This window comes from Erwinia sp. 198 (assembly GCF_003937915.1).
In the GTDB taxonomy this organism is placed as follows: domain Bacteria; phylum Pseudomonadota; class Gammaproteobacteria; order Enterobacterales; family Enterobacteriaceae; genus Erwinia; species Erwinia aeris.
Genome location: NZ_RHUM01000002.1, coordinates 50,516 through 76,131 on the forward strand (window position 1 = coordinate 50,516; position 25,616 = coordinate 76,131).

20 protein-coding genes and 5 pseudogenes are annotated in these 25,616 nt (G+C 52.9%); 6 read left to right on the forward strand and 19 right to left on the reverse strand.

The features are described from left to right. Positions 1-73: 73 nt before the first annotated feature. The gene (locus EGK14_RS02765) at positions 74-1,096 is read left to right on the forward strand and encodes an LLM class flavin-dependent oxidoreductase (RefSeq protein ID WP_125287547.1); all 1,023 of its coding nucleotides are present in this window, start codon (positions 74-76) and stop codon (positions 1,094-1,096) included. 1,914 nt (positions 1,097-3,010) lie between these two features. Next, positions 3,011-3,949: an ABC transporter substrate-binding protein gene (locus EGK14_RS02770; RefSeq protein ID WP_125287548.1), complete on the forward strand. Its 939-nt coding sequence runs from the start codon at positions 3,011-3,013 to the stop codon at positions 3,947-3,949. Here EGK14_RS02770 and EGK14_RS02775 read toward each other — a convergent pair. After that, the gene (locus tag EGK14_RS02775) at positions 3,946-4,797 is read right to left on the reverse strand and encodes an N-acetylmuramoyl-L-alanine amidase (RefSeq protein WP_125287976.1); all 852 of its coding nucleotides are present in this window, start codon (positions 4,795-4,797) and stop codon (positions 3,946-3,948) included. The genes EGK14_RS02770 and EGK14_RS02775 overlap by 4 nt on opposite strands. 182 nt (positions 4,798-4,979) lie before the next feature. Beyond that, complete coding sequence (locus EGK14_RS21720; RefSeq protein WP_255416503.1) at positions 4,980-5,102, reverse strand: hypothetical protein; 123 nt, start codon at positions 5,100-5,102, stop codon at positions 4,980-4,982. Between the two features lie 587 nt (positions 5,103-5,689). On the opposite strand from EGK14_RS21720, the gene EGK14_RS02780 reads away from it, so the two are divergent. Then, positions 5,690-6,049: a DUF6404 family protein gene (locus EGK14_RS02780; RefSeq protein WP_125287549.1), complete on the forward strand. Its 360-nt coding sequence runs from the start codon at positions 5,690-5,692 to the stop codon at positions 6,047-6,049. A gap of 686 nt (positions 6,050-6,735) precedes the next feature. Here EGK14_RS02780 and EGK14_RS02785 read toward each other — a convergent pair. From EGK14_RS02785 to EGK14_RS02815, 7 genes are all read right to left on the reverse strand, one after another. Next, positions 6,736-7,968: an MFS transporter gene (locus EGK14_RS02785; RefSeq protein ID WP_125287550.1), complete on the reverse strand. Its 1,233-nt coding sequence runs from the start codon at positions 7,966-7,968 to the stop codon at positions 6,736-6,738. A gap of 90 nt (positions 7,969-8,058) precedes the next feature. Beyond that, on the reverse strand, positions 8,059-10,416 hold the full coding sequence (locus EGK14_RS02790) for a GNAT family N-acetyltransferase (RefSeq protein WP_125287551.1): 2,358 nt from the start codon (positions 10,414-10,416) through the stop codon (positions 8,059-8,061). 1 nt (position 10,417) lies between these two features. Then, on the reverse strand, positions 10,418-11,710 hold the full coding sequence (locus EGK14_RS02795) for a lysine N(6)-hydroxylase/L-ornithine N(5)-oxygenase family protein (RefSeq protein ID WP_125287552.1): 1,293 nt from the start codon (positions 11,708-11,710) through the stop codon (positions 10,418-10,420). A gap of 10 nt (positions 11,711-11,720) precedes the next feature. Continuing rightward, complete coding sequence (locus EGK14_RS02800; RefSeq protein ID WP_125287553.1) at positions 11,721-13,271, reverse strand: aspartate aminotransferase family protein; 1,551 nt, start codon at positions 13,269-13,271, stop codon at positions 11,721-11,723. A gap of 546 nt (positions 13,272-13,817) precedes the next feature. Continuing rightward, a complete protein-coding gene (locus EGK14_RS02805; protein ID WP_125287554.1) occupies positions 13,818-13,994 on the reverse strand; it encodes a DUF2256 domain-containing protein in 177 nt (58 codons plus the stop codon). Positions 13,995-14,015: 21 nt separating this feature from the next. Further along, entirely contained in the window at positions 14,016-15,797 is a 1,782-nt protein-coding gene (locus tag EGK14_RS02810; RefSeq protein ID WP_125287555.1) for an EAL domain-containing protein, read from the reverse strand. A 70-nt stretch (positions 15,798-15,867) separates the two neighbouring features. After that, complete coding sequence (locus EGK14_RS02815; protein WP_125287556.1) at positions 15,868-16,200, reverse strand: hypothetical protein; 333 nt, start codon at positions 16,198-16,200, stop codon at positions 15,868-15,870. A 272-nt stretch (positions 16,201-16,472) separates the two neighbouring features. Between EGK14_RS02815 and EGK14_RS02820 the strand changes: the two genes are divergently transcribed. Then, complete coding sequence (locus tag EGK14_RS02820; RefSeq protein ID WP_125287557.1) at positions 16,473-17,213, forward strand: HPP family protein; 741 nt, start codon at positions 16,473-16,475, stop codon at positions 17,211-17,213. Between the two features lie 41 nt (positions 17,214-17,254). On the opposite strand, the pseudogene EGK14_RS02825 reads toward EGK14_RS02820, so the two are convergent. From EGK14_RS02825 to EGK14_RS21805, 4 genes and pseudogenes are all read right to left on the reverse strand, one after another. After that, positions 17,255-18,291: pseudogene (locus tag EGK14_RS02825) on the reverse strand (amidohydrolase). Between the two features lie 261 nt (positions 18,292-18,552). Continuing rightward, positions 18,553-18,870: a DUF1471 domain-containing protein gene (locus EGK14_RS02830; protein ID WP_125287558.1), complete on the reverse strand. Its 318-nt coding sequence runs from the start codon at positions 18,868-18,870 to the stop codon at positions 18,553-18,555. 250 nt (positions 18,871-19,120) lie between these two features. Continuing rightward, a pseudogene (locus tag EGK14_RS21485) lies at positions 19,121-19,288 on the reverse strand (LysR family transcriptional regulator); the annotation flags it as partial. Then, positions 19,273-19,353 (reverse strand): annotated as a pseudogene (locus EGK14_RS21805) (hypothetical protein); the annotation flags it as partial. The pseudogenes EGK14_RS21805 and EGK14_RS21485, both read right to left, overlap by 16 nt. On the opposite strand from EGK14_RS21805, the pseudogene EGK14_RS02845 reads away from it, so the two are divergent. Then, positions 19,327-19,665: pseudogene (locus tag EGK14_RS02845) on the forward strand (alpha/beta hydrolase); the annotation flags it as partial. The pseudogenes EGK14_RS21805 and EGK14_RS02845 overlap by 27 nt on opposite strands. 297 nt (positions 19,666-19,962) lie before the next feature. On the opposite strand, the gene EGK14_RS02850 reads toward EGK14_RS02845, so the two are convergent. Continuing rightward, a complete protein-coding gene (locus EGK14_RS02850; RefSeq protein WP_125287560.1) occupies positions 19,963-20,601 on the reverse strand; it encodes a LysE family transporter in 639 nt (212 codons plus the stop codon). 152 nt (positions 20,602-20,753) lie between these two features. Here EGK14_RS02850 and EGK14_RS02855 point away from each other — a divergent pair. After that, positions 20,754-21,110, forward strand: a pseudogene (locus tag EGK14_RS02855) (EamA family transporter); the annotation flags it as partial. A gap of 46 nt (positions 21,111-21,156) precedes the next feature. Here the strand turns inward: EGK14_RS02855 and EGK14_RS02860 are convergent. The 5 genes from EGK14_RS02860 to EGK14_RS02880 all read right to left on the reverse strand — a co-directional run bounded on the left by EGK14_RS02860 (position 21,157) and on the right by EGK14_RS02880 (position 25,589). Next, positions 21,157-22,377: a diguanylate phosphodiesterase gene (locus EGK14_RS02860; protein WP_125287562.1), complete on the reverse strand. Its 1,221-nt coding sequence runs from the start codon at positions 22,375-22,377 to the stop codon at positions 21,157-21,159. A gap of 114 nt (positions 22,378-22,491) precedes the next feature. After that, positions 22,492-23,424, reverse strand: coding sequence for an ABC transporter substrate-binding protein (locus tag EGK14_RS02865; protein ID WP_125287563.1), 933 nt, complete (start codon positions 23,422-23,424; stop codon positions 22,492-22,494). 19 nt (positions 23,425-23,443) lie between these two features. Further along, entirely contained in the window at positions 23,444-24,190 is a 747-nt protein-coding gene (locus tag EGK14_RS02870) for an ABC transporter permease (protein ID WP_125287564.1), read from the reverse strand. Then, positions 24,187-24,906 (reverse strand): ABC transporter ATP-binding protein, encoded by a 720-nt coding sequence (locus EGK14_RS02875; RefSeq protein ID WP_125287565.1) that lies wholly within the window; start codon positions 24,904-24,906, stop codon positions 24,187-24,189. Before EGK14_RS02875 ends, EGK14_RS02870 begins: the two co-directional genes overlap by 4 nt. Continuing rightward, positions 24,903-25,589, reverse strand: a complete 687-nt coding sequence (locus tag EGK14_RS02880; protein ID WP_125287566.1) for a TenA family protein — start codon at positions 25,587-25,589, stop codon at positions 24,903-24,905. Before EGK14_RS02880 ends, EGK14_RS02875 begins: the two co-directional genes overlap by 4 nt. Positions 25,590-25,616: the final 27 nt, after the last annotated feature.

The following is a 25,616-nucleotide window of genomic DNA, read 5'->3' on the forward strand; positions in this document are numbered from 1 at the left end:
GACAAGCTCAGGCTTCAGCGTTAGTATGACGGTTTCAACGCGCCAGATGCGCGCCGCTAAAGGTCATTATGCTATGAAAAAAATTGGGTTTCTCTCTTTCGGTCACTGGACGCCCTCTGCACAGTCGGCCACCCGATCGGCGGCAGATGCGCTGCTGCAATCTATCGATCTGGCGGTAGCCGCAGAAGAGCTGGGTGCCGACGGCGCCTATTTTCGCGTGCACCACTTTGCCCGCCAGCTTAGCGCACCGTTTCCGCTGCTGGCGGCGGTTGCGGCCCGTACCCATAAAATTGAAATCGGTACCGGCGTCATTGATATGCGCTATGAGAACCCGCTTTATATGGCGGAAGACGCCGGCGTGGCCGATATAATCAGCGGTGGACGCTTACAGTTAGGCCTTAGTCGCGGCTCGCCGGAACAGGTCATTGAAGGCTGGCGCTACTTTGGCTATGGCCCGCAGGAGGGCGAAAGCGATGCTGATATGGGACGGCGCCATACCGAAGCGTTGCTGGACGTGTTGAAGGGGGAAGGGTTTGCAAAACCTAATCCGCAACCGATGTTTCCTAATCCGCCTGGGCTGCTGCGGCCTGAACCCTTTTCCTTCGGGCTGCGTGAACGGATCTGGTGGGGGTCAGGATCGGACGCGACGGCGGTTTGGGCGGCGAAGCTGGGGATGAATTTGCAAAGCTCGACGCTGAAAGATGACGAGACCGGCGAGCCTTTCCATATCCAGCAGGCAAATCAGATCCGTGCCTATCGCACCGCCTGGCGGGAAGCGGGTCATCAGCGCGAGCCACGCGTTTCGGTCAGCCGCAGTATTTTTGCGTTGGTTACCGAACAGGATCGCGCCTGGTTTGGCAGCAGCGGGCAGGGTGGCGATCAGATTGGCTACCTGGACGAAAAGACGCGTGCCATTTTCGGGCGTAGCTATGCCGCCGAACCGGAGAAGCTGATTGCCCAGTTGGCAAAGGATGAAGCGATTGCCGAGGCCGATACGCTGCTGTTGACCATCCCTAATCAGCTTGGCGTGGCATATTGCACACATATGCTGGAAGCCATCCTTAAATATGTCGCCCCGGAGCTGGGTTGGCGGTAGCGCTGAGCCGGAGCAGCCTTTCCGGTTAAAGACAGAGCTGTTAGCGACGAGAAAGTAATATTATTAAGCACAAAAAGGTGCTGACTGTAGCGACGGTCAGCAACGCCGTTAAACGTATTCCCGCCATGCCAACGGCTGTATGATAATTTTCGCTTAAATCTTTCAGGGAAGGCGCAATCAAAAAAGTACCTGAAGGCTAAATAGCCCGGTGGCGCATGAACCGGGCGAAATAAAAATCAACCAGATGCCTGACTTTCTCAGAAAAAAATCGGCCGTAACGTTTTCCCTTTTGTCTCGCCTGTGTGGCACCTCTCTAAAATACAACCTTATTGCTAAGTGCGGTGCCACATCCCTTTCATCCCAGTCGCCATTAGTCCTGCTAAAGCATGCCTCTTTTTTTCATTGAATGCTGGCAACCCCGCCGTACGGCTTTTGGCCGCTACAAAGAGCGGGACTTTCTGCTTTTCCGCTTCATTTTATGGTTTTTGAGCTGGCTGAGCGACTTTAAATAGTTACAACATACAATTATCTGCGATACTTATAGCCTCACATAAACCCCGAGCAGCAGGCGCCTGGCAGAGATTTAATGGGCATCCTTTGCTTACCCGTAAGGCTTGCTGCCTGACCAGCCTGAAAGATCCTGAAGGACAGGGCAGGGGAGAGAACGCGTACGCCCGCAGGATGACCATCTGGTGTGGGATGGTGACCCGAGGGGTGCCATGCAGCAAATAGGCTGTTTGTAAGAAAAGAGTGAATCATCGAAATAATTTTTAGCATCATTCATCGGAAATAATGTCTTTAAAAAGAGCGCCGGCCGCCGTAAAACAATCCCGACTTAAGGTAATGCTTTGATTGTGAGCAAAATATTACCCGATGCATAAATATGCTGACTAATAAAGGAGGTAGCATTTAAAGGCGCTGCATGATAATCGTCAGGCAGATGACAAATATGTACCGGCATTACAGCTGGTTAAAATCCTGAACATCTTCCTTTTGCACGTATCCCGCCTGAGTTTATAAGCGTTTTTTGATTTTATTTTTCACTAACCTGTCCCGGTAAAATTAGCCCCCTAAAGTTTTTTTGAAGATAATCGCTTCAGGAAAATACCCCGTAAAAAGGTAGGTTTTTATTGTGATTAAGCGGCTTTTATAGCCTGCGGCAAAAGGTTTTCTTTTTCGCCGTACGCTGCGCTTATTATCCAGCTGAGTAAAAAGCAACTTTGAGGCGAACCAGCAGATGGTCACTGCCTTTAGCGTTTTTATTGCTGTAGGTAAACCGCCAGAGCGTCAGGCACAGCGTCTGCATGCCCGCTTTTTTTCTTTCTGAGCTTATACCGCCTGGCTGCGCTCGTTTTTTACGCCTGAAGCCGCATTCCGCGCAAATCATCAACATAATTAAGGGGTTTCACCGCAACGGTAACGCTTTTTAGCGCGATTTATACTTTTTTATGCACAGGTAATCCCCATTTTCTGTGGATAACCGTAGCCAGAAAGCGCATGACCTGGTCGAAAAATCGACCAGTTGATAAGTATAGCCTTTTTTATAGTATCTTTATGAATTTAATAGATAAATTATTTTAAATCCTTCCTGAGGCCGCTCTTTTATCTCCAGGCGCTCTGCATATGGATAAAATAGCTATGGCTGACGTCATTGAGGCTTGTGCATACGCCCAGGATGAGCGTATGGCGGCGCCTTATCGTAGTTCCGTTTCGTTAAAAGTTATTATTCAGTAATGTAATGGAAGTATTGTTATAAGTTCCGGTCGGACTTATCAGGTAAAAAACAATAAGATATTTTTATCTGGAGTTGGCAGCAAAAATAAGATTTTTAGGCGGCGTGCTGGCACTCTGCTGGTTGGGTCTTATTTTGGTTTAAGCAAATACTTAGAATTATTTCTGACAGGGGAGGGCGGCATGAAAAATTTAATAATATTGATGGCATTGGCCATAAGCGGGTCGGCCTGTGCTGATGGTGTAACAACATTAAGAATCGCCGATCAGAAAGGCAATATGCGTGCGCAGCTTGAGGCCTCCGGCTTGCTTAAAAATCTGCCTTTTAATATTGAATGGGCGGAATTCCCCTCCGCCGCGCCGCTGGCTGAAGCGCTTAATGCCGGCGCGGTTGATGCAGGTATTATCGGCGACGCGCCGCTGTTATTTTCCATAGCGGCTGGCTCGCAGGTGAAGGCTATCGCCGTCGATAAATCTGACCCAATAGGAACAGCCATCGTGGTTAATAAGGATTCCACGCTGCATGGCGTGGTCGATCTTAAAGGAAAGAGTATCGGGACGGGGCGAGGTTCTATTGGTCATTTCGTGGCGTTGAAAGCGCTGGCGCAGGCGGGGATTAAGGCAGAAGACGTTCATTTTCGCTATCTTACGCCTGGTGACGCGAAGATCGCCCTGGCCAGCGGCGCAATAGATGCCTGGGCAACGTGGGATCCTTATACCGCGCTGGCGGAAACCTCCGGCAGTGGTCGCGTTCTGGTTAATGGCCAGCAATTGATCGCAGGTAATAGTTTTCTGGCTGCGACCAACAGCGCCCTCGGCAATGCAGAAAAACGCCAGGCGCTACAACATTATGTAACCCTGCTGGCTCGTGCTGAGCAGCTGGCCTACGCCAATATTGACGGCTATTCGGCAACGCTGGCCAACATTATCGGTTTTCCTCAGCAGGCGGTAAAACTCTCGTTCAGCCGCAGAAAAGCGCACTGGCAGGCTATCGATCCACAAACGGTGGCTCAGCAGCAGGCAACGGCCGATTTTTATCAGCAGCAGGGGCTGATCGCCAGGCCGCTACAGGTTGAGCCGACCTTTTATCGCGGTATAACTATCGACATCGGTCAGCGTTAAGTTTGTCGATATTTTTCAATCAGCGCTCGCGCGATGGCCTCAGTTTCTGCATCAGCCAGACCCCGGATATCCGCTGGCCTAAAATGCATCTGGAATGCAGCAATAGTTTTTTGCGTATTTTCATCCAGCGTGCCGGTTTGTGGGATTTGATCGTAACCGTACTGTTTCAGCAAGGCCTGTACGATGCTTGTTTCTACCGGGGTGTAAGGGGAACGCCCGGCAAGATATTTTATTACCGTCGGCTGGTCAGGCCAGGCGCCAATGCCCAGCGCAGCCAGATGCGCCCAGGGAAACAGCTTTCCTGGATCCTGTTTGCGAAGAGGAGCTATGTCGCTGTGCCCAATGACATTATCGGGGGTAATCTGGTAGCGATGAATAATGTCTTTTGCCAGAACGGCAATAGCTTCGATCTGTTTTTCCCCATAAGGGTACCAGGTACGTTTTCCCAGCATATTTTCCGTGTAGCCGGGATTGACGATTTCGATACCAACAGAGGAGTCGTTCAGGTTGTTTCTGCCGTTCCAGTTGCTGACGCCAGCGTGCCATGCCCGCTTATTCTCATCAACCAACTGCAGAACCACAGGCTTACCTTCTTTAAAGGCGGGTACTGCAGGGATTAAGTAATGGGCGCTTACCTGATCCTTGGTTAACGTCTTTAATGAGCGGCTATCATCCAGTGCCGTATAGTGCAGGATAAGAAAGCGGACTCTTTCATTTTGTGCTGAAGCGCTGAAGGTGTGGTTAACAAAATACCCTTCGCGCGCCTCGGTTTCCTCGTGTCGGGCGGCACAGCCTGACAGCACAGCTGCCAGGGTGAACAACGCCAGACATTTTTGCGTTGCCGACATCTTATTTGAAGAAGCAAGTCCCTGCATAAATATTAACTCCATGTAAAAATCAGCTGCTTTTGTTCCGCTACGTTAAATAATTTTTTAACAAAACTAAGTTTCAGGTTGTGCAATAAGCTTTCATAATTCGTATTTTCTTGGTTTTTTGCTGCCGGAATGGTCGAGAAAAATGCTGAACAAAGCTATCCGGCAATAGCGTTGTAGAATAGCAGGGCCGAAGCCTTATTTTCTTTCAGCGGAATAACGGTGATTTTTATGTCAATTTCCGTAACTATTGTTAACGCAGTTATTTCGGCATTGTTCATCTTTTAACCCTGAGCGCAAAATGCCTGAAAAAATAACTGGTTATTATTACCTTCTCTGGATGAATATTTTAATAATGGCAGGGGTATAAATTTCCGTGAGGGGGAAACGCTTATACAATAGCCATATTGGGCTCTGTTGACAATGAGGTGGTTTATTCCTGTTACCTGCTGGATGGGATACTATTCTGTTTAAATAATAAAACTGTGATCGCCGTTATGCTTTTACATAAATAGTTTATTATTTAATTTCACCTCAATTAAAACAGCTGGCGTCCCCTCCTCAGGTAACAGGTGTGGCTTTATTTCTGATTAAATGTAAATAAAAAATTGCTATTTTCTGTATATTTTAACACCCATTTGCTTTAGGGGGTGGCTAATAGCGGGGTGATGATTAGTAAAGCAGGCGGCTTTAACGCAGAAGGATATATTTTAACCTGCTTTCCAGCCCGCTGAGTACGCGATATCCTCCGGCATTATACCTTTTAGCATGGTTTAACTGTCTGTTTCCGTTAAACGGTGCCAATAAGAAATCATTCCTTAAGGAAACTGTTACACTCAAATAACAACATAAAACCCAGGGAATTATTATGAACAGCTCCCCGATTTTCGATGGAAAAAAAAGGCGTGCCTTTGCAATGATGAGGGCGAAAGGGATGTGGCATAGCACTTACGCTCCGCCATGCCATTGTCTATTGTGGAACCTGGGCTTCAATGTAGTGCCGCCGCCGTTATCCTCTTTTATGACTAACTTTTCTAGCTTTACGGTTGTTTACACGCCATTCTGGGGGATCGTAATGTGGTTTGTGTTCTGGAAAGCACAGTACGTGTATTTACTCTCTGCCTCGATAGCCATACTCATCGCGGGCACGATGTTTAACCTCGTGATGTCCGTTTTTCAGCTGTGGCGAAAGAAAGCTAATCACCTGCCTGAATGGGAGCAGATATAGCTGTGTGGGGGAGGAAATCGTGATTGCACCCTTCTGCCAAATACCAGACGGGAAGGCAGCAGGGCGCATCAAGTTTCCCCCACATGTTGATCGGGCTGAGCCTCATTTATTTTCCGCTGTTACGTCGTACTCGCGAGCGGCTCGTCGAAAAACCACCTTCCTGGAAATACTTTCCGTTTCGCCGGTGCGGCCGCCCCGGTCGGACGATACCGGCTGGGGAGCTTTGTTATCCAAAACGCCTGGCGCTTCGATGGCGAATTCTGTTCTGAACCGTCCGTTTTTTAGGCTACTTCGGAATGATTGCGCTACGTGAATTCTGTAGAATGCGCAGGGGTAATGTGCTGCAAAATTCACGTAGCGCGATCGTTTTTGTCGATCCTGAGTACATATAATAGCTCGCCACAGATCTTATTATTCTCATCCAGGCGGATCGTCCGCTTTTTCTGAATTCATATAATGCCCATTATATTAACTTAGCAAGATAAGATCGTGGCGCCCGTGTTCAGAATGACGCCGTAAACGAATATCGCTACGCTTTGGGTGCACGTGAAAAGTGATTTGTGCCGATGTTGAGCAGAATGAAAGCGATCGGGATTTTTCCCAGGTCGATCCGGAAAAAAACGCCGATCGTTTCGTTTTGGCAACCGGCGGTAGGATTGGGAAAGCCGCCCTGTTGCCAGCATTTATTACGGGTGAGCCACCGACTGTCGACGCTGATTTTCGCGAAGAAAAGCCAGAACCAGCGCCAGCCACAGCAGGCCGCAGGTAAGGTTTACCAGACTGAATCCCCGGCTACCGATGCTGAAGTAAGAGGCCTTCGCGGCTTCAATACCCAGAGCAAAGACCAGGATAGTGACCATGCCAACCATGGCCGCCACGCTTCCTTTTCTGGCACGGCTGGAAAACAGCGTCATACGGTAAAGCCCGGCGCTGACCAGGCCGGTCCCGAAACCGTAAATGCTTAGCCCGGTAGTCAACCACAGGTAGCTGTGCTGGTTAAAGGTTGTGGCAATTGCCGCCATAACTAACCCGCAGACAACAGGCCAGGCACCCAGACGCAGCGGCTGCGTAATAGATACACGGCTGGCAAGTCGACTTAGCGTGAAATTGCCGACAATCATGGCCATAAAGACCGGCAGCTGCAGCAGAGCATACTCCATGCGGCTAAGCCCGCTGTCATGAATAAGGATCACTGGTGATAAGGCCACCCACGAAAGACAAGGGATAGTCACCAATCCTATTGCCAGGGATCCGCTCATTACCTGACGATCTTTCAGAAGCGCAAAATAGCCTTTACCAATCGACTTCAGCGATAGCGGCGTGCCTTTGTCGCCAGCGGTTTCAGGCATAGCCTGCCACAGTCCGACCAGCGCAATCGCCGACAGGCCGCCAAATAACCAGAACATAGTGCGCCAGTCGCCAACCGAGAGAAAAGCAGCGCCTGCCAGCGGCCCGGCTAACGGCGCCAGTAAAGCGACGTTTGCCATCAATGCCATTATCTTTACGCTGAGTGATTCATTAAACGCTTCCTGCACGGCGGCGTAGCCGACCGAGCCGATAAAACACAGGCTAACTCCCTGCAGAAAGCGCAGTAATACAAATTGTTCAATGCTTTGTACCCAGTGCGTAGCCACACAGGTGAGCATAAAAAAAGCCACGCCGGAGAGTAATACCGGACGGCGCCCAACCCGATCGGAAAGGGGGCCGAGCAGCCATTGCAGCATCAGGCCCCCAATAAGATAGGCAGTAAGCGAGGTGGAAACCCACTCAGGGCCGACGGCAAATTCCTGAGTGACCAGCAGCATGCCGGGCTGGATCATATCGTGGGCTATATAGGTTGCGAACTCAAATAACACCAGCGACAGCGGAAAGATCAGGTGTCGGCGGGTCAGCTGCGATAGGGGATGATAAAGAGCCATCTGTATACTGTCCTGGAATAAAAAAAGGAAAACGCGGCCGCCAGAGCGGTCGCGTCAGTAAAGCCTGTATTAAGGAAAACAACGGGAGCGTTAACGCCAGCGCGCTATCGGGTTGATCAGCGTTCCGGCAAATTTAAGATTTTCAGCCGGATCGGAAAGATTGATCATCTGTTGATTATTTGCCAGCTGCAGACGATTCAGACAGGAGCGGGTAAACTCCGGCGCAAACATGTCGTAGCGAGAAAATTTCTCTGCAAATTGAGGATGTGCCTGTTGATAGTCTTTAACGCACTGCGCTACTGCCTGCCAGAAGTCTTCCTCCGGCAAGGTGCGCGATTCATGCAGGATCGCACTGATAAAGCGGAAGATGCAGTCAAAGACATCCGTAAAGATCGATAACAGTTTAAGGTTTTCCGGCACGTCCACCGCCAGTCGCTGTACTTTGTCAGGAAGAACCGCATTGGGATCCATTACGGCAATTTCTTCGCCAATATCTTTCATATAGGCGCTAACCGGAACATTGTTTTCTAACAGCATAATCAGGTTTTCGCCGTGCGGCATAAATACCAAATCGTACTGATAAAAACAGTGCAGAAGAGGGCTGAGATAGCAGGTCAGATAGCGTGAAACCCACGCTTTAGCCGGTAAACCGGAATCGGCTATCAGTGCCGGCAGCAGGGCTTGTTGATGATGGTCTCTGTGCAGGAAAGACGCCATAGTCATCAGGCGCTGGCCGGGCTTCAGGCTGGCGGCCGGGTTATCCCTCCACAGCGCGGCAAACATCTTTTTATAAGCGGAATCGCCCTTGATAGCCTGCTCATAATAGCGGTTGTGATACCCCACTGCCGCCACTTCACGCAGGATCCGAAAATCGCAGCGTTGCAGCCATGCATCACCAACAACCAGCTTTTCCAGCCATTCGTTAATCGCCGGCGTGGTAGACATATAGTAAGGCGACAGGCCGCGCATAAAACCCATATTAAGCACGGACAAGGCCGTTTTGACATAACGCTTGCCGGGCTGGCTGCGGTTAAAGAAAGTGCGAATAGACTGCTGGGCCTGATAGCTATCTTCGCCGCTGCCCAGATAGACGATATCGTTATTCGCAATGTCCGCCGCAAAAACGGTCAGCAGCTTGTTCTGCCACTGCCATGGATGAACGGGCATGAAAATGTATTCATCAGCCGGCAGCCCTGTTTTAATCAGTTGCTGAGTAAAGTGCTCCACGGTTGCTTCCCCCAGCTCATCGCGCATTAGCTGCTCGTAGCTCAGGTTGCTCAGGCTGGAGAAGTGGGCATTGCGTTGGTGAACCGCTACCCAGATAAGACTGACTGGCGTAGCGGCCTCTGGCGCAAAAGCAAGATAGTCACGGGCATCAAAGCCAATACGCCCATTGTTGGCTACAAAGCAGGGATGACCTTCGGTCATGGAGGCTTCAACGGTCTGGAAATCCGCTTTTACCAGTGCCTGACTGTCAGGCTGGTTCTTTTGTAGCTTGAAAACGCTGCTGCATAGCGTGCTGCTAATCTCTTCCATATACGTTGCCAGCAGCGCCTGTGGGATGCCAATCTGCTGGTTAAACTCAACGATAAACTGCAGCGCATCCAGCGGCAGAGAACGACCATTCTCCTGTTTGCTCAGCGACTCAACCTCAATTTCCCAGTGATCCAGCGCAAGGCGCATTGCCCGGAAATGGTAGGTTAACTCGCTTCCCGGTACGCACAACATATAGCGGCCATCATCCGTCTCAACAGGCGTTACGATTTTTTCGTGAGCAAATTCGGCAATAGCTTTGCGGATCAGCAAACGGTTAGCCTGGGTCCAGTTGCCGTCCGTCAGATGAGCGCCGTTCAGCAGTGCGGTCGTTTCAGTGGTCATATTCAGCTGTTCCTGCAGTAGAGCGTGTTGGTAATCTTCCCGCTGGCAAAAGGCCAGCCAGGCCGTTTTGTGTCCCATATCAATAGTTTGCTGATAACGAAAACCCGCACGCTTGTTTAGCACATGAATTTTGTCGTTACGTACGTCTGGCTCAACCACTACGCGATTCACTTCCGGTCGGCTGAACATGTAATCCATCACCAGGGTGAAAACCTGCCAGCTGAAATCCCTGACCGGCTGGCTGGCAGGGGCAATCAAAATGTGCATGCCATAATCGTCCGGCGCGGCAGGATAAAATTTACCTACCTCATCGTCGCTGGCGCGGTAGCATTCGATCAGGAACACAGGCCGATCGTCGCAACAGCCGATCAGCGCTGCGTGAGGATCGGAGGACGTTAAATCCTGGTAAAAAGCGGCAACCTGCTCAGGGCTATGTGTCTGCATTCCCCAAAAGCGTGCATATTCACGAGTAACCCAGCTGTGGATCAGCGAGGCGTCTTCTGCGCGCATAGGCCGGAGGCTGAACGTGCCGGCCGGGCGGTCGGCGCTAAAAATTGTGGGCGATGACATGTTATCGTTCCGTTTGTGCAGGAAAGGTCTGGAAGGCAATTTGCCGTTCGATCGGATAGACTTCTCGCCCGGTCAGCTCACGCAGCAAAACCGAGTTGCGATAGCAGGCCATGCCCAGATCGGGCGTCACAAACCCATGCGTATGTAGCTCGGCGTTCTGTACAAAGATCTGGTTATGCTCATCGATACTGTAATTGCGCTGAACATCATAACGACCCTTTTCATCCCAGCGCAGACGCTGAGTCACGCCTTCAAGAAACGCCGGCGGGCGATACTGATAACCGGTAGCCACAACCAACCCTTCGGTGCGTCGGGTAAATGTGCAATCCTGCTCCTGCTGATGCAGCGATAGTTCAAACTCCCCCTGCGGCAGCCAGCGCATATCCGTCAGCGCCGAGTGGGTAAAAAGATTCACGTCCAGTTCGCCGTCCAGCTGCTTGATGTACAGCAGATCGTAGATGTCGTTGATAAGGCTGCTGTTGATACCTTTATAGAGGTTCTTATGACGGGCATTCAGTTCGTCGCGTTTGCCCGGCGGCAAATCATGAAAGTAGTCCACCCATTCAGGCGAGGTCATTTCCAGCGTCAGTTTGGTATATTCCAGCGGATAAAAACGCGGCGCGCGGGTTATCCAGTTGAGCTGGTAGCCAAAGCGATCGATATCGGTGAGCAGATCGTAATAAATTTCTGCGGCGCTCTGTCCGCTGCCCAAAACGGTTATCGAACGTTTTTTCTGCAGCTCTGCTTTATTCAGCAGATATTCGCTGGAATGCGTCAGGCGCTGGCGATGCGGAATACTGCATTCAGGTAACCAGGCGGTAGGGCCCGTGCCGAGGATCAGGCGGCGCGCGAACCATTCATGCCGTGTGCCGCTGCGTGTATCGGTGGCGGAAATACGATAGGCGCCCGTTTCTTCATCGTAGCTGACATAATCAACATGCGTATTCCAGCGCAGATTGCTGAGTCGCGAACAGGCCCACTGGCAGTACTGATTATACTCTTTGCGCATCAGGAAGAAATCTTCCCGAATATAGAATGAGTATATCTTTCCTTTTTCCTTCATGTAGTTAAGCAAGCTGTAAGGGCTGGTAGGATCGGCCAGCGTCACCAAATCGGCCATAAAAGGCGTTTGCAAATGCGCGTTTTCCAACATCATGCCGGTGTGCCAGTCAAATCCCGGATTACGATCGAGAAAGAAGCCGTTCAGGTCCTCAACCGGTTCGCTAAGACAGGCCAGCCCCAGGTTGAAAGGGCCAATACCAATACCGATAAAATCGTAAACAGTCTTATTCATTTTAAAGCTCTCACTGGTTTGCCGGGGTCAATAGAGAAACCCGCATCTGCTCCCGCCCGTAATACGCAATCAGACTGACCACGTCTTCAAGGTCAGCAGGGGTGGTGGTGGGATTTAACAGGGTAAATTTCAGATACTGACGTCCTTCTACTTTGGTACCGGCAACGACTGCATTTCCGGAACGGAACAGCGCCTTACGGATCGCTATATTAATGTCATCAATTTGTGCCTCGCTCATCGCTGACTCGGGAACGTAGCGGAAAATCTGCGTGGTCAGCTCGGGCGCATGGAGCACCTCGATAGCGGGATGCTGATTCAGCAGCTGATGGGCGATTTGCGTCAGGCTGATAATGCTGTCGAAAGCTTCGCCCAGCATGCGTGGCCCCATGATGCGCAGCGTCATCCACATCTTCAGGGCATCGAAACGACGCGTAGTTTGAATGCTTTTATTGACCAGGTTCGGCGTGCCTTCCTGCTGGGCGCTTAACGGATTAAGGTAGTCAGCATGGTGGGTAACGTGCTTCAGATGTTTTCGGTCACGCACGAAGAAAGCGCCGCAGCTGACGCTTTGAAAGAACGATTTGTGATAGTCGACGGTCACTGAATCGGCCTGTTCAATACCGTTCAGGCGGTGGCGATGATTTTCCGAAACCAACAGGCCACAGCCATAGGCTGCGTCAACATGCATCCACAGGCCGTGATGTTGGCAAAGGCCCGCTATCTGCTGAAGCGGATCGATACTGCCAAAATCGGTGGTGCCGCTGGTGGCAACAACGGCAATCGGGATTAATCCTTGTTCGTGGCAGCGCAGGATCTCTCTTTCAAGCTGCTTCGCATCCATACGGTAATGCGCATCGTAATCAACAGCGATAACGGCGTCATAACCTAACCCAAGAATTGCCATCGACTTTTGAATGCTGAAGTGGCTGAGTTTTGAAGTGAACACGCGCCACTTAGCAGCATCTTCAGGCAGCCCCCGATGTTTAATAAGGTGGCCGGGATGGTGTGCTTCACACCAGCTGTCCCGTGCCAGAAGCATGGCCATCAAATTAGACTGGGTGCCGCCGCTGGTAAAAATCCCATCCGCATCGGCAGGCAGGCCAATGCGGCCCAGGGTCCAGTCAATAACTTTTTGCTCAATCAGCGTACCGCCAGCGCTTTGATCCCAGGTATCTACCGAGCTGTTTACGGCGGCCATGATCTGCTCAGCCATAAGAGAAGGCATGACCAGCGGGCAGTTGAGATGCGCCAGGTATTTAGGATGATGGAACCAGACGGCGTCACGGAGGTAGAGCTGGCTAAGCTCTGCCAGCGCCTCTTCGTTACTTCCCAGCGGACGATCCAAATCGACCTCGCTGAACTCTGTGGCCAGCTCATGTGGAAGGATGCCGCTAAATGGCTTCTCAACGGCCTCCAGTGTTCTGGACATTAGCGCCAGCACCTCCTGGGTTTGCTGATTCCATGCAGGCAGCTGCTGGTTATTGAAAATGTATTTTTCAGGGCTGCTAACATCACAGACAGCAGAAGAGGGGACTGATTGAGCGAATGAGCGTAAGACCATATTTAGTTCCTGTACTTTAAGACGCAAAGACTCTGCCAACGTTAACCAGGCAGGATTACCTGCTCGAAAATTTCAATAAAAACAAGAGGTGCAAAAAAAGGAAAACGCTTTAAAAAGCAGTCATTTATGCTTACTCGTTGTAAAGGCGATATCCCGTGTGCAACCCTTTGGTTAAATTACTGTTAACAGCTTTTGTTTGAATGCGATTATAAATAACAATCATTATCATTCAACTTTTTTGGTGGTACAAATCACCCGTCTCACTATCTGATGCCAAAAGTGTGATACATGTCACATTTAATGGCGGTAAAAGTCGGATTTTATTGAGAATAATCTGAAGGAAAAGGACACAAGGGAAGGTGAGGCACAGGGCCTTTTTGAACAATTCAGGAATTAAGTACCCAGGACAAGAGAAAAACATGGCATGGTAGTGTCGAAAAACGCCTGGCAAAGCGGCGAGTTAAACGATCGGGCGAAGACACAAAAAACAGCGGGTGAAACGGAGTCAGCCAGTGCGTTCACGGCCGCTGTAATAAGGCGTTGATTTCAGGAATGTTCATCTTTGCGGGAGAAGGGGCGCTTCGCGTTTTGGCGGCAGCGTTCAGAGCAATATTGCACCTCGTTCCAGCAGTTCTCCCATTTTTTACGCCATGTCATGGGCTTATGACAATATTTGCAGTAACGCACCGGCAACGTTTTTTTATTGCCTTTAAATACTTTCATTTTTTCATCCGCTTTTACCGGTTAAGACGACTTGCCCAGGTCGCGTAGCCTCCATTCCAGCCACTGATCCAGCTCTGCCTCCGGCAACGGCCTGGCATAGAAATAGCCCTGCTCCTGGTTACTACCATATTCTGCTAACGCCGCATCCGCCTCCCCATTCTCTACCTGGACAGTGTAATCCAGCTCTTTCAGCATGGTTACGATACTGCGGGAAATGATCCGTGAAGAGGTATCCGAGGAAATATTTTGGATCAAAGAGCGATCGATTTTTATCACGTCGCGTGGCATACGTCGCAGATAGCTGATATTGCGGTAGCCTGTGACAAAATCATCCAGTGAAATACTAAACCCTCTGAGTTTTAACATTTCCATCCCGCTCAGTGCCGCCGGGCTCTCAAGAATACGTTCGGTTTCGAGACATTCAATGCCGAGCAGAGCATTAGGCAGTTTCTCTTTCAGCATTTTATTTTCCAGCATGTTAGCAAAGCCTTTATGCGAGAAGTCGCGTGCACTGACATTAATGATTATTGGTAACTGAATATGGCTGTTTTTCAGTCTTGCCAGCCGGCTAATCACACGATCTGTCATCCAGTTCGTCAGGACGGATAATAACTGACCCTGTTCAGCCTGCGGGACAAAAAAAGCAGGAGAGAGCTCGCCCCGCGTAGAGTGGCGCCAGCGGATAAGCGCCTCCAGCGCGACAGGCTTACCACTGTGCAGACAAATTCTGGGCTGATAGGCCAGCCATAGCCCCTGGCCTTCCCGCAGCGCGGAGGCCAGATCGTTCATCAGCGCAGCATCCTGCGTGTGCCGTGCATTGACCACCTCAACAAAATGAAGTGATGACAACCCCCGGGCGATAGCTTCATGCAGCGCGCTGACTGCGCGGCGAAGCGTCTCCTGAGCAGCGACCTCTCCTGGAATAAAGTCCGTCTCGCCCGTAAAAATTGTTAGCGCGATAGCAAGACCATCGCCCAGATCGACGCTAATGCCCTCCAGCTTCTCGATGACCCGTTCAGCGCTAAGGTGACTGCCCGGACGCGTCAACAGGGCAATGCGGCCGGTAGCAACCGTATAAAGCCTGTCACCCGGCGCCAGCCTCAGACGGAGTGGCAGCAGCGTCGCCACATCTTTGAGCAGGTTTTCTACCGGCCCCATGCCCATTGAACGTGCGAGTTCGCAGGCACGAGGCATATCTATACAGTCAATGATGATTAACCGACGCGACGTCTGGTTCTCTGCCTGGGTCAGGTTTTGCAGATCCTGGATAAGGCGCTGACGATTAGGCAGGGCGGTAACGGGATCGCTAAAACTGGCGGAATTTAACGCCTCAAGAAAAGAGATCACCAGGGCAGCCAGCATTCTGAGCGTGGTAATCTGGCTGGCGCTGAAAAGATGGGGCTTCGTGTCGGTTACGCACAGCGTTCCGACCACAACCCCTTCGCTGTTTTTTAGCGGGACACCGGCGTAAAAGCGGATATACGGCGCCCCGATGACCAGAGAATGAGCGGCAAATCGAATATCGAGCAGGGTATCAGGCACCACAACCGGATCGTCGCTGTCTACCACGTAACGACACAGCGACTCTTCGCGAGAAGAGTGTGACAGGGAAAAATTATGGGAAGCGCGAACATACTGAGTATCATCATCCAGTACGGAGATAAAGCTACCCGGAATGCCCAGCGTCTGGCTGGAAAGCTGAACAAATTTCCTGAGCACCTCATCCCTGCTTTCATCAGCGCTAAGAAGTGCCTGTAATGCGCGAAGACGAGGGCCGTTATTGCTGTTACTGTTTATAATCATCGGGGCCTCAGCGCCAGCCTGACTCTGGTGCGAATTAAAAATTTAAATAAAGCGGGAGTAATATAACGACTTAGAAGTATATTGCCGCAAAAGAATATATCAGGTTTAAATCATAGCCCTGACAGGGGGGGCATGTCACTTTTAATTTCTTTAATGAAAAAATCATCCCCTGTCGATATAACATTTGAATCACAGGAGCCTTTTCCTTTTCTTTCCTCGGAGGAATTGAGATAAAAAAGGAGACGCCGTTTGATTTAAAATCTGGGGCAGGCGCTTTTGCTCTGAAAAATACCAGCATTACCGTGGTGTTATCATTACCGGCAATAAAACTCATTTTTAACGCTGTGATTCCGGCTGAATAAGTTTCTATTTTTGTGGGTGCATCCGCCAGGCTGCAGGGCACGCTAAGTCCGGCACTGGCAAGTGCATACAATAACGACAGAAAAGGGAATGCTATCAATAAGGCTAATCAATAACCGACCATGCTGGAAGTATAAGATCAAATTCTGATTGCATCGTCATCGTTTTGGGGCCTGTGTCGATCCCGACGACACCTGAGCCACGGCCAGCAAGGGCACTGAACGCCAGAGGGTTGGCGAGAGATCTGACATTGTGTTTCGCGGTAAATTCAGCGACTATTCGCGCGCCTTTTTTATCAGATAAGACATCGCCTGCATGATAACTGTTTCTCAAATAAAGCATTTTATAGAAAGATTCTGGCCGCGCCCGGTGGTAGTAGCCCCCCGTCAGATAATCCTTTCCAGCCTGGGGACTTTCACAGGCCTGCTGTTCGCCAGCCTGTTCAGCCACTGGACGCTGGGCGAAGTTAACGTCTGGTTTATTGCGCCCATGGGCGCCTCCGCCGTCCTGCTGTTTGCTGCATCTAACAGCCCGCTGGCTCAGCCATGGTCAGTTATAGGCGGTAATTTTGTGTCAGCATTAACTGGCCTGACCGTCGCGCACTATATTGAACAGCCCGTGATTGGGGCTGCGCTCGCTGCTGGCCTGTCCGTGGTGCTGATGTTTAAGCTGCGCTGTCTTCATCCTCCGGGCGGCGCGATAGCGTTAACTGCCGTGATGGGCAGCCACGCGGCAGGAATGAGCGGCTACCATTTCGCTTTTGTCCCGGTGCTGCTTAATTCAGTCTCGCTGACGTTGGTGGCAATCCTTTTCAATAATCTGATCGGTCGTCGTTACCCGCATACGCTTTCTGCTGCTGAAACCTTGCCAAAACCCGTACAAATGGAGGTCGCCATTTCACGACAGGATCTGCACGAAGCGTTAATGAAAGGGGAATTCCTTGATATTGACGAAGAGGATCTACAGCAGGTATTACAACAGGCCGAGAACATTGCGTTAGCTCGCCAGGCAGGAAAAACGGTGATGCAACAAGCTGCTTCAGAAAGAAAAAGCTAAGCATGGGGCATCCTCTTTGTTTGACAGGCCGGGATGAACTCTCAGGCTGTCACTTCCGCTTCTGCCGCCAGCATTTTGCCGGCTGTAAACACCAGCCTGGCCAGATAACGAGCCGCCGGAAAGAGGGCGCTGTCATCAACGCGAAACTCAGGATGATGCAGCGGCCAGGGGCCGCCGGAGCCAACCATCACAAAAGCACCGGGGATCCGCTGCTGATAGAAAGCAAAATCTTCGCCTATCGGACTGGCCGCAACGGTACGCGCTTCCAGCCCGCTGGCGCTGGCCTGTTCAAGCGCGAAAGCCGCCCAGCGTGTGTCGTTGCTGGCCGAAGGCGGCCCCGGCTGCCAGTCCAGGCTGAGTTCCGCATTAAACGAGACGGCCAGGCCGCTAAGTAGCTGGCGCAGGCGGCGTTTTGCCCGGAGGGAAGATTGCGGGCGATCAGCGTTTGCAGAGCGGTAATCAGCTGGCCGGCAATCACGATCGGATCGTTACCTTCATGCGGGCGTGCGGCGTGGCTGCCCGTGCCGGTAATGCGGATGGCGAAACGGTCAACGCCTGCGGTCAGCGCACCCGCTTTGCAACCCACCACGCCGACCGGCAGGCCTGGATCATTGTGCAGGCCGAAAATGACGCTGGCTTCGTCCAGCGCGCCGCTCGCGAGTACGGCTGGCGCGCCCTGACCGGTTTCCTCGGCGGGCTGAAACAGAATACGCACGCTTCCTGCCAGCGGGAAGCGCTGTTGTTGCAGCAGGATCGCCGCGCCCAGCACTGCCGAAGCGTGGAAATCATGACCGCAGGCATGCATCACGCCCGGCATTTGCGAGCGGAAAGCCAGTTCGGTCTGCTCCTCAATCGGCAAAGCATCGATATCGCCGCGCACCACCACCAGCGGGCCAGGCCGATCGCCGCGAATTTCCGCAACCAGGCCTGTCGCCAGCGGCAGATCCAGCACGGTAATATCGTGTTCGGCCAGCTGCTCGCGCAGATAAGCCGTGGTGGCGACTTCCTGATCCGAAAGTTCAGGGAACTGATGCAGATGGTGACGTACCTGCTGCAGATAATTTACAAGTTGCGCCATAATGCTCTCCCGTTCAGCCAGCGATTCTCTGGAGCTGGATCGAGGCTCCTTTCTTCATTTACGGCGTTTGCCCTGGCCCACCAGGCGGCGCCGCCGCTTGTTTAGCGGCTAAAAATGCATCGCTCTGGCTGAGATAACAGCAGTCCCGTCAGACCGGTGATAACAGGCCAGAAAGCCTACCAGTCTTCAGGAGATTGCCATAGTTAGATTCCGGTAAAGCACACGCGCTATTCAGAAAACGCAGGCCTCGGCACTATCCGTTTAAAGCGCGGCGTTATCAACGATCTGCCTGTCGCTGATGTTATACAGCGTGGCGGTGGCAGCCAGCACCGGCTGCGCCTCCTGACCCGGCTTATGGGATTCCACATGGGTAATATGATAACCGACGGCACCTGCCGCCAGCGCCTTTTGCACCAGCGCATCGTGGAGATCTTCCAGCGAGGTCGCCCAGCTGACTTCCGTTACGCCGAATGGCGCGATCAGAGCTTTTTCCCGCTGGGACAGGCCTGAGCGAACCAGCACCGGCTCGATCGATTTCGCTGAAAAAATAGAGAGCACATCGTGAACTAACGCTTTCATAACTTCACTCCTGATTAAAGGTCGCCCGTGGCGTACAGTGTTACGCATATGGATTTATTGTTAATAAAAAGTAAACCCAAAGAGCTATACAACGCCTTTCCGCCGCGCCGTATTTAGCTATTGCTGCTAATCAGGCGTGAAGAAATCTTCGTTCACATTTAAAGGCGATCCGCAGCAGGTTATTTGCATTCCATTACATGCGTCAGGGCCAGCGCAGCGAACGGCTGACGCTGCCGCGAAAGGGGCTGCGCTAACCTTCAGGCGACTCGCTGGCAGGCCTGCGCTTTCGGCTTACCCGAAGCGCGTCAGCTACCAGAAAGAAGGCGGGTGAAGGCTGTTTGCAGCTGGGATAATAGAGGCAGTAGCCGGGAAAAGGCCTGCACCACTGCTCCAGCACGCGGATTAGCTGTCCCTCCTGGCTGAGACAGGCTGAATCACGCGCTGAATCACGCCCAGTCTCGCGGCGGCGCGGGTAAAGCTTTTTTCACGCGCGACGGTAACAAAATAGAGCAGGTCGTTCAGGTTGCGTTTCATAAACCAATGTTAAGCAGTATCGGGAAGTTTATTAACTTCTATCCGTTCAATGATATTGACACCATTTCGCCACGTCCGATGCTGTTTATTATCGACGATAAAGCGCATTCCAGAGAATTTAGCGAAGATGCCTGCCAGCGTGCCGGACAGCCGAAAGAGTTATATATCGTACCGGGCGCGGGCCATGTCGATCTGTATGACCGTACCGATTTAACCCCTTTTGCCAGGCTGACCTCATTTTTTAAAAATTCTTTAAAATAATATCTGAAGCCGCATTCTGAAGGGTGCGGCGACTTTTACAGAAGGGGGCTGAAACTTTCTGATGCTTTAATCACCGGATCCTTTCTGACCCGTTCTTTTTCAGGCCACGCCAGTACGATGACCATTAAGATGAATATTAACGAGCGGCCAGTTGAAGTGAGGCTTTATTTCGATCGCGCAGCCGTGATGGAAGTGGCCGGACTGCCAGAGGACGATCTCCGGCAAACTAAGCACGAATTTTCCTGCTTACCGCTCCGCCGCCCACAGCCCGACAGGTTGCCGGCGGCTTGGTATGGTTCAGACAGCAATAAACTCGCGATAGCCAGAAATAATCACGTAAACCGCGAAATAACTGAAAATTATGGCAGAGGCCATATAGGAATATTTCAGCAGACGAGCGCCCAACAGCCTGCCGCCGAAGCTGCCGACCAGACATAAAACGCAGGTCCAGAAGACGCCCGCCAGGAAAAAACCGCTCAGAAACCAGCCTGAATCCGTTGTGCTGTGCTGCCCTATACGTGAAATCAGCGCGCCGCCGACGGAAGCGAACCACAGGATTGCCGTGGGGGAGGACATAGCCAGCAGCACGCCGCGGCCAAACTCGTTGCGTAGCGGCCTGGCCTGCTGCGGCTCGTCGGTACGCAGTTCACCCTGACGGCGAAACGCCGCCAGCGCCATTTTCAGCGCGAACCACAGCAGCATCGCGCCGCCGCCAATCCACAGCACCCAGCGCACTGCGGCAAACTGTAACAGCACCGTCATACCGGCCAGCGCCAGCAGCGCGTACGCCAGGTCGCCCACGCAGGTGCCGATCCCAAGCCAGAAGCCGTGAAAATAGCCACGCTGCATAGCCAGCGTGATCATAGCGATATTGGCGATGCCGATATCCAGGCAGAGCGACAGGCTGAGAAAAAAACCGCTGGAAAATTGCATCACGAAAGCGTTCCTTATACCGATCCCCGGCCGTCATCCGACGGTGTAAAGCATGATTGCTTAACACAAACAAAGTATCCTGGTTATTCATAGCGTTAAAAGGAAAAGTTTCGCCGCGAAGGAAAGTCAATCAGCCTTGCTTAAACGGCCGTGATCGTCTGCGGCGCAGACTGGGCGGTTGGCAAACTATCGCCTGGGCGTTAATGCTGGCTTTCCCGGTAGCGCTGCCCATTGCCGCGCTGACCTTGCCGGCTTCGTTCCATACGGTAACGTTTTCCGCATGGATGGGATTAGGCTACGTCTCGCTGTTCAGCATGCTGACAGGCTTTATTTTTTGGTATCACGGCCTGGCGAAGGGCGGCACGGAGGCGGTAGGGCAGCTGCAGCTGCTGCAACCTTTTATCGGCTTTGGTTTTGCGGCGCTGTTTCTACACGAAAGCATCAGCAACGTTATGCTGGCATGCGTTTTGGCCGCGCTGGGATGCGTGGCGGGCGCAAAAAAATTTGCCTGAGGGTGAACGAACCGGCGGCGTTGGCTGCCGGTTCGCAGGCTGGAGGTTAATCGTTTTCCAGTTTTTCAGGCCAGGCCACGACAGGGAAAGCGTTCAGCGTGGATGACGCGAACAGCGCGCCCTGGAAGTTGCAAATGCCTGCCGACTCCAGCCACATCCACTCTTCCGCCTTGTTAACGCCTTCGGCAATCACGGCGATCTGCAAGGAGGAGCAAAATTTCAAAATCGCCTGTACGATAGCCTGTTTCGGGCCGCTTTTATGCACGTCGGCTATGATGTTACGATCGATTTTGATTTTGTCAGGCTGAAACTGGGTCAGCAGGACCAGTCCGGCAGAACCGGCGCCAAAGCCATCAATCGCCAGGCTGATACCAGAGGCCTTGAGTTTTTTAATCGCCGCCTCGAATTCGTCCGCGCGGAATACCGTGCCGTTCTCCGTGACCTCAACAACGATTTGCTCAGGCACCAGCCCGTTAGCATGGATCGCCTCCAGCAGGAAATCGACCGCATCCGGCACAATCGCCAGCGACATCGGCAGCAGGTTAATCGACAGCGTCAGGCCATTGATGCCCAGCTGCTTCGCCATCGCAAAAACGTGCTGTTTGGATTTAAGATCGACGTCATACCTTTCACTGCGCGGTAGCCCGGCAAGATAATCGGCCGCCGACATGCCCGATGTTGGGCGCATAACGGCCTCAAGCGACACGATCTGGCGGGAAAGCGGATCGATAATCGGCTGAAAAGCGAAGCTGTAGTCGTTCGTGGCCGAGGGAACGGCATCACGGGGCAGCGCTTCCTCACGATCGACAACGAACTCCCAGGAGTCGCCCGGCGGGATCTCAAAATAGTTTTCCCGTTCGGTGGCGTCGACAAACACGCGCAGGAACTGCAATGCGCGATCGTCGTAAGTCAGCTGATACTTAGAGGTGCCTTTATCGAGCACGGCCTGCAGCACGTTTTCCGGATCGTATTCACGCAGGTCGAACAGCTCCATGCCGACGTTGCCAAAACGTCTGGCGGGCGCGTAGTCTCGCATCAGTTCCACCAGATTATGGTGCCGGGGGTCGTTGCAGATCCCCTCATAGATAGCGAGCACGGCCTGTTCCGGGCCTTCCAGCACCTGGAAAAAATGCGTGCCGTTGAACAATAAAATGCCCGTCACGCTGTGTGTTTCGTTGACCTGATTGGCTTTTTCGGCCAGTTTCCCCAGCGTCCTGTACGCGACGTCGTCGGAAATATGGCTACGATAGATGATGGTTGACAGCATGAGGGCTTCCAGATTTTTCGCTATTTTGTGCATACCTTACCAGATGCCTTTGCGGTGTTGTCCAGCGCAATTTGAAATCCAGTGAAATTCAGCTTGTGGCGTCAGGCCGCGAGCTTACTGGATTTCGACGGCGTAGTCGTTAACCGGCGTAATTTTTTTAATCAGCCGATGGTCAAAAAGAAAAGTTTCGTACTGCCGGTAGCGCTGGCGATCCAGGCGGGCCGGGTCATGGGCAAACAGCGGCAGCGTTTTTACCCATGCCTGCCTGTTTAACCCGGTATTCAGCTCAGGGTGCAATTTAACGAATGACCGCCAGCTTTCTTCAGGATGGGCCTGTAGATAGTCGTCGCCCTGTTTCAGCGCTAGCAGGAATTTTTTGATAGCAGATCTGTTCAGGCTATCGCGATTCGCCACCACGATTAGCTCATCATAGGCCGGCACACCGTAGTTCTCGACGTTAAACACCACGGGATCTTTGCCCTGCAGCTTGACTTCCAGCGCTTCAATATTACGGTAGCCGCCGATGACCGCATCAACTTTGCCGGTCAGCAACGCGCTGGTCAGCTGAAAATTGACGTTAACCAGCTTAACGTCGCTGATTTGCCGCTGGTCGTGCCGCAGCATAGCGGCGAGCGTGGCCTGTTCGATGCCGCTCACGGAATATCCTACCGTTTTTCCTTGCAGATCTGCCGGAGAATGCACGCTTTTATCAAGCGTAATCAGCGTATTGAGCGGGGAATCAATCAGTGTGCCGACGCGTACCAACGGTAGGCCCTGGTCGGCAAAAAAGTGCAGCTGCGGCTGATAGGTCACCGCCAGATCCACCTTACCGGCCGCGACCAGACGCGGCGGCAGCGCCGGATCGGAAGGCGGAATAATCGTCACATCCAGTCCCTGAGCCTTAAAAGCGCCAATCTGCTGCGCCACCATAATCGGCGCGTGATCGGGATTAACATACCAATCCAGCATCAGCGTTAGCTTTTCCGCCGCGCTGGCTAAAGGAGACAGAGTTGCTGCCACCAGCCCACAAACTAACGTTTTTTTCATTATCTTGTCCTTACGGTGATTAATGCTCCGGCGACCAGCGGATCAGGCAGCGCAGCAGGATATCGGTACTCAGCCAAAGCGCAATCGTCATGGCTACCAGCACAAACAGGGCGGCGAAGCAGAGATCGCTCTGCATTCGCGCATTAGCATTCAGCATCACAAACCCCAACCCTTCGGCGGAGCCCACCCATTCGCCGATAATCGCGCCAATGGGCGCGACGGCGACCGCCATCCGCAGCCCTGAGCCAAAGGCCGGCAGCGCCGCCATCAGCCGCACATACCGCAGCTGCGAAGCGGAAGAGGCGCCCATCGTGCGGGCCAGATCCAGATAGTCCTGTTCGACCCGCCGTAAGCCATCAAAAAAAGCGGAAGCAACCGGGAAAAAAATAACCAGGACAGCCATCACAATTTTGGCGCTGATACCGAAGCCAAACCAGAGCACCAGCAGCGGCGCCAGCGCAAACACGGGTATTGCCTGGCTGGTCAATATCAGCGGCATCAGCCAGCGTTGCAGGCCGGGCGAAAAGATCATCAGCAGCGCCAGCAGGGCGCCGAGCAGCACGCCCGCGATAAGCCCGCCGGCAATTTCCGTAGCGGTAATAAGCATGTGGTAAGCGAGATAGCCAGCGTTATCGAGCATAGCCGCAGCCACGGCGAAGGGCGAAGGCAACAGAAAAGCCGGGACGTTGCCAAGCGTGGCCAGCTGCCACAGCGCCATCAGCCCGAAAAATACCGTGACGCCACGGCGTATCGTTGCCGCTTTCATGCCGGGTCCTCCGTCAGCTGGCGCATAAGTTGCGCCTGACTACGCAGCAAAGCCGGATCGTCGGGCGCTCGTGGCGGCTGACCGTCCAGTCCGGGAAGTTCGCTAAGCCCGGCAGCAGAAAGGATCAGCAGGCGATGACTGAGGCGACAGGCTTCCACAGGATCGTGCGTAATCAGCAGTACGGTGCAGTTGGCCAGCAGCTCTGCGGCCAGCGCCTGAATTTGGGCGCGGGTAATGGCATCCAGAGCGGAAAAAGGTTCATCCATCAGCACTATGGGTCGCCGCTCGTACAAGGTCCGGGCTAGCGCGACACGCTGACGCATTCCGCCTGACAGCGTGGCGGGCAGCGCGCCGGCATTACCCGCCAGGCCCACGCGTTCAAGCAGATGTTCTGCCCATGGTTTGTCCGCTTTCTCGCCGCGCAAACGCGCACCCAGCGCGACATTGTCGATCGCGCTAAGCCACGGGTAGAGCAGATCCCGCTGTCCCATCCAGGCGATGCGCCCGGCAACCGGCAGCCCATCGCTACCCAGCACCGATCCTGTTGAGGGCGCAAGCAGCCCCGCAACGATCTTCAGCAGGCTGCTTTTACCGACGCCGCTGGGGCCAAGCAGAGAAGTAAAGCGGCCGCCTGCCAGCGTAACGCTCAGCCGCTCAAATAACGTACGATCGCCAAAGTGCAGGCTGACCGCCTTGACCTCTATGCCCGGCGTCATCGCGCCTCCGGCATAGTGGAGGCAGCGTCAAGCCCCATCTGCCAGAATGCCGTTTCCAGCCGCGTCGCGGTGGCGAATATTCCTGCCAGCGCCTCAAAGCGGCTCGCGCCGCCGCGCTGGACGGCCAGGTTTTCAAACAGCGTCAGCGAAGCCTGCACGCCGCTCAGGTAAAGCGGATCGCCATAGTTTTCAATCCACGCCGCGTAGGGGTTGCCGGTCAATACGGTTTGCGTATCGTTCAGCAAGCCGATGCCGATCTCGGCATAGCCAGCGACGCAGGGCATCAGAGCGGTCAACAGATCGAGCGCGTCGCCCGCGTGACCGATATCCAGCACATAGCGGGTATAATTTAGCGTTTCCGGTGCCTCTGTTTCCGCCGCCATCTCCTTCCCGGTCAGGCCCCACTGGGCGCAGTAGCGCAAGTGGAGCGGCAGTTCGTCGACGATGGCGTTCAGCGAGCGGGTTGCCGCACGCATCTCCGGCAGCGTTTGAAATTTGCTGACCAGCAGCGCGTAGGCGCGGGCAAAGTGGATAAGAAACAGATAATCCTGGGTAAGGTAACGGCGAAAAGCCGACGCGGGCAGGGTGCCGTCAGCCAGCTGGCGAACAAAAGGGTGATGGATATAGTGCAGCCAGCGATCGCCGGTCTGTTGACGCAGCCGTCCGTAGAAACCGTCAAACACGGAACCTCCTTAATACTTGAGATCCGG

Bases quoted from the DNA above. Each gene is read 5' to 3' on its own strand.
- EGK14_RS02765 (WP_125287547.1), top strand. From the start codon at position 74: ATGAAAAAAATTGGGTTTCTCTCTTTCGGTCACTGGACGCCCTCTGCA.
- EGK14_RS02770 (WP_125287548.1), top strand. From the start codon at position 3,011: ATGAAAAATTTAATAATATTGATGGCATTGGCCATAAGCGGGTCGGCC.
- EGK14_RS02775 (WP_125287976.1), bottom strand. From the start codon at position 4,797: ATGTCGGCAACGCAAAAATGTCTGGCGTTGTTCACCCTGGCAGCTGTG.
- EGK14_RS21720 (WP_255416503.1), bottom strand. From the start codon at position 5,102: ATGAACAATGCCGAAATAACTGCGTTAACAATAGTTACGGAAATTGAC.
- EGK14_RS02780 (WP_125287549.1), top strand. From the start codon at position 5,690: ATGAACAGCTCCCCGATTTTCGATGGAAAAAAAAGGCGTGCCTTTGCA.
- EGK14_RS02785 (WP_125287550.1), bottom strand. From the start codon at position 7,968: ATGGCTCTTTATCATCCCCTATCGCAGCTGACCCGCCGACACCTGATC.
- EGK14_RS02790 (WP_125287551.1), bottom strand. From the start codon at position 10,416: ATGTCATCGCCCACAATTTTTAGCGCCGACCGCCCGGCCGGCACGTTC.
- EGK14_RS02795 (WP_125287552.1), bottom strand. From the start codon at position 11,710: ATGAATAAGACTGTTTACGATTTTATCGGTATTGGTATTGGCCCTTTC.
- EGK14_RS02800 (WP_125287553.1), bottom strand. From the start codon at position 13,271: ATGGTCTTACGCTCATTCGCTCAATCAGTCCCCTCTTCTGCTGTCTGT.
- EGK14_RS02805 (WP_125287554.1), bottom strand. From the start codon at position 13,994: ATGAAAGTATTTAAAGGCAATAAAAAAACGTTGCCGGTGCGTTACTGC.
- EGK14_RS02810 (WP_125287555.1), bottom strand. From the start codon at position 15,797: ATGATTATAAACAGTAACAGCAATAACGGCCCTCGTCTTCGCGCATTA.
- EGK14_RS02820 (WP_125287557.1), top strand. From the start codon at position 16,473: ATGATAACTGTTTCTCAAATAAAGCATTTTATAGAAAGATTCTGGCCG.
- EGK14_RS02830 (WP_125287558.1), bottom strand. From the start codon at position 18,870: ATGAAAGCGTTAGTTCACGATGTGCTCTCTATTTTTTCAGCGAAATCG.
- EGK14_RS02860 (WP_125287562.1), bottom strand. From the start codon at position 22,377: ATGCTGTCAACCATCATCTATCGTAGCCATATTTCCGACGACGTCGCG.
- EGK14_RS02865 (WP_125287563.1), bottom strand. From the start codon at position 23,424: ATGAAAAAAACGTTAGTTTGTGGGCTGGTGGCAGCAACTCTGTCTCCT.
- EGK14_RS02870 (WP_125287564.1), bottom strand. From the start codon at position 24,190: ATGAAAGCGGCAACGATACGCCGTGGCGTCACGGTATTTTTCGGGCTG.
- EGK14_RS02875 (WP_125287565.1), bottom strand. From the start codon at position 24,906: ATGACGCCGGGCATAGAGGTCAAGGCGGTCAGCCTGCACTTTGGCGAT.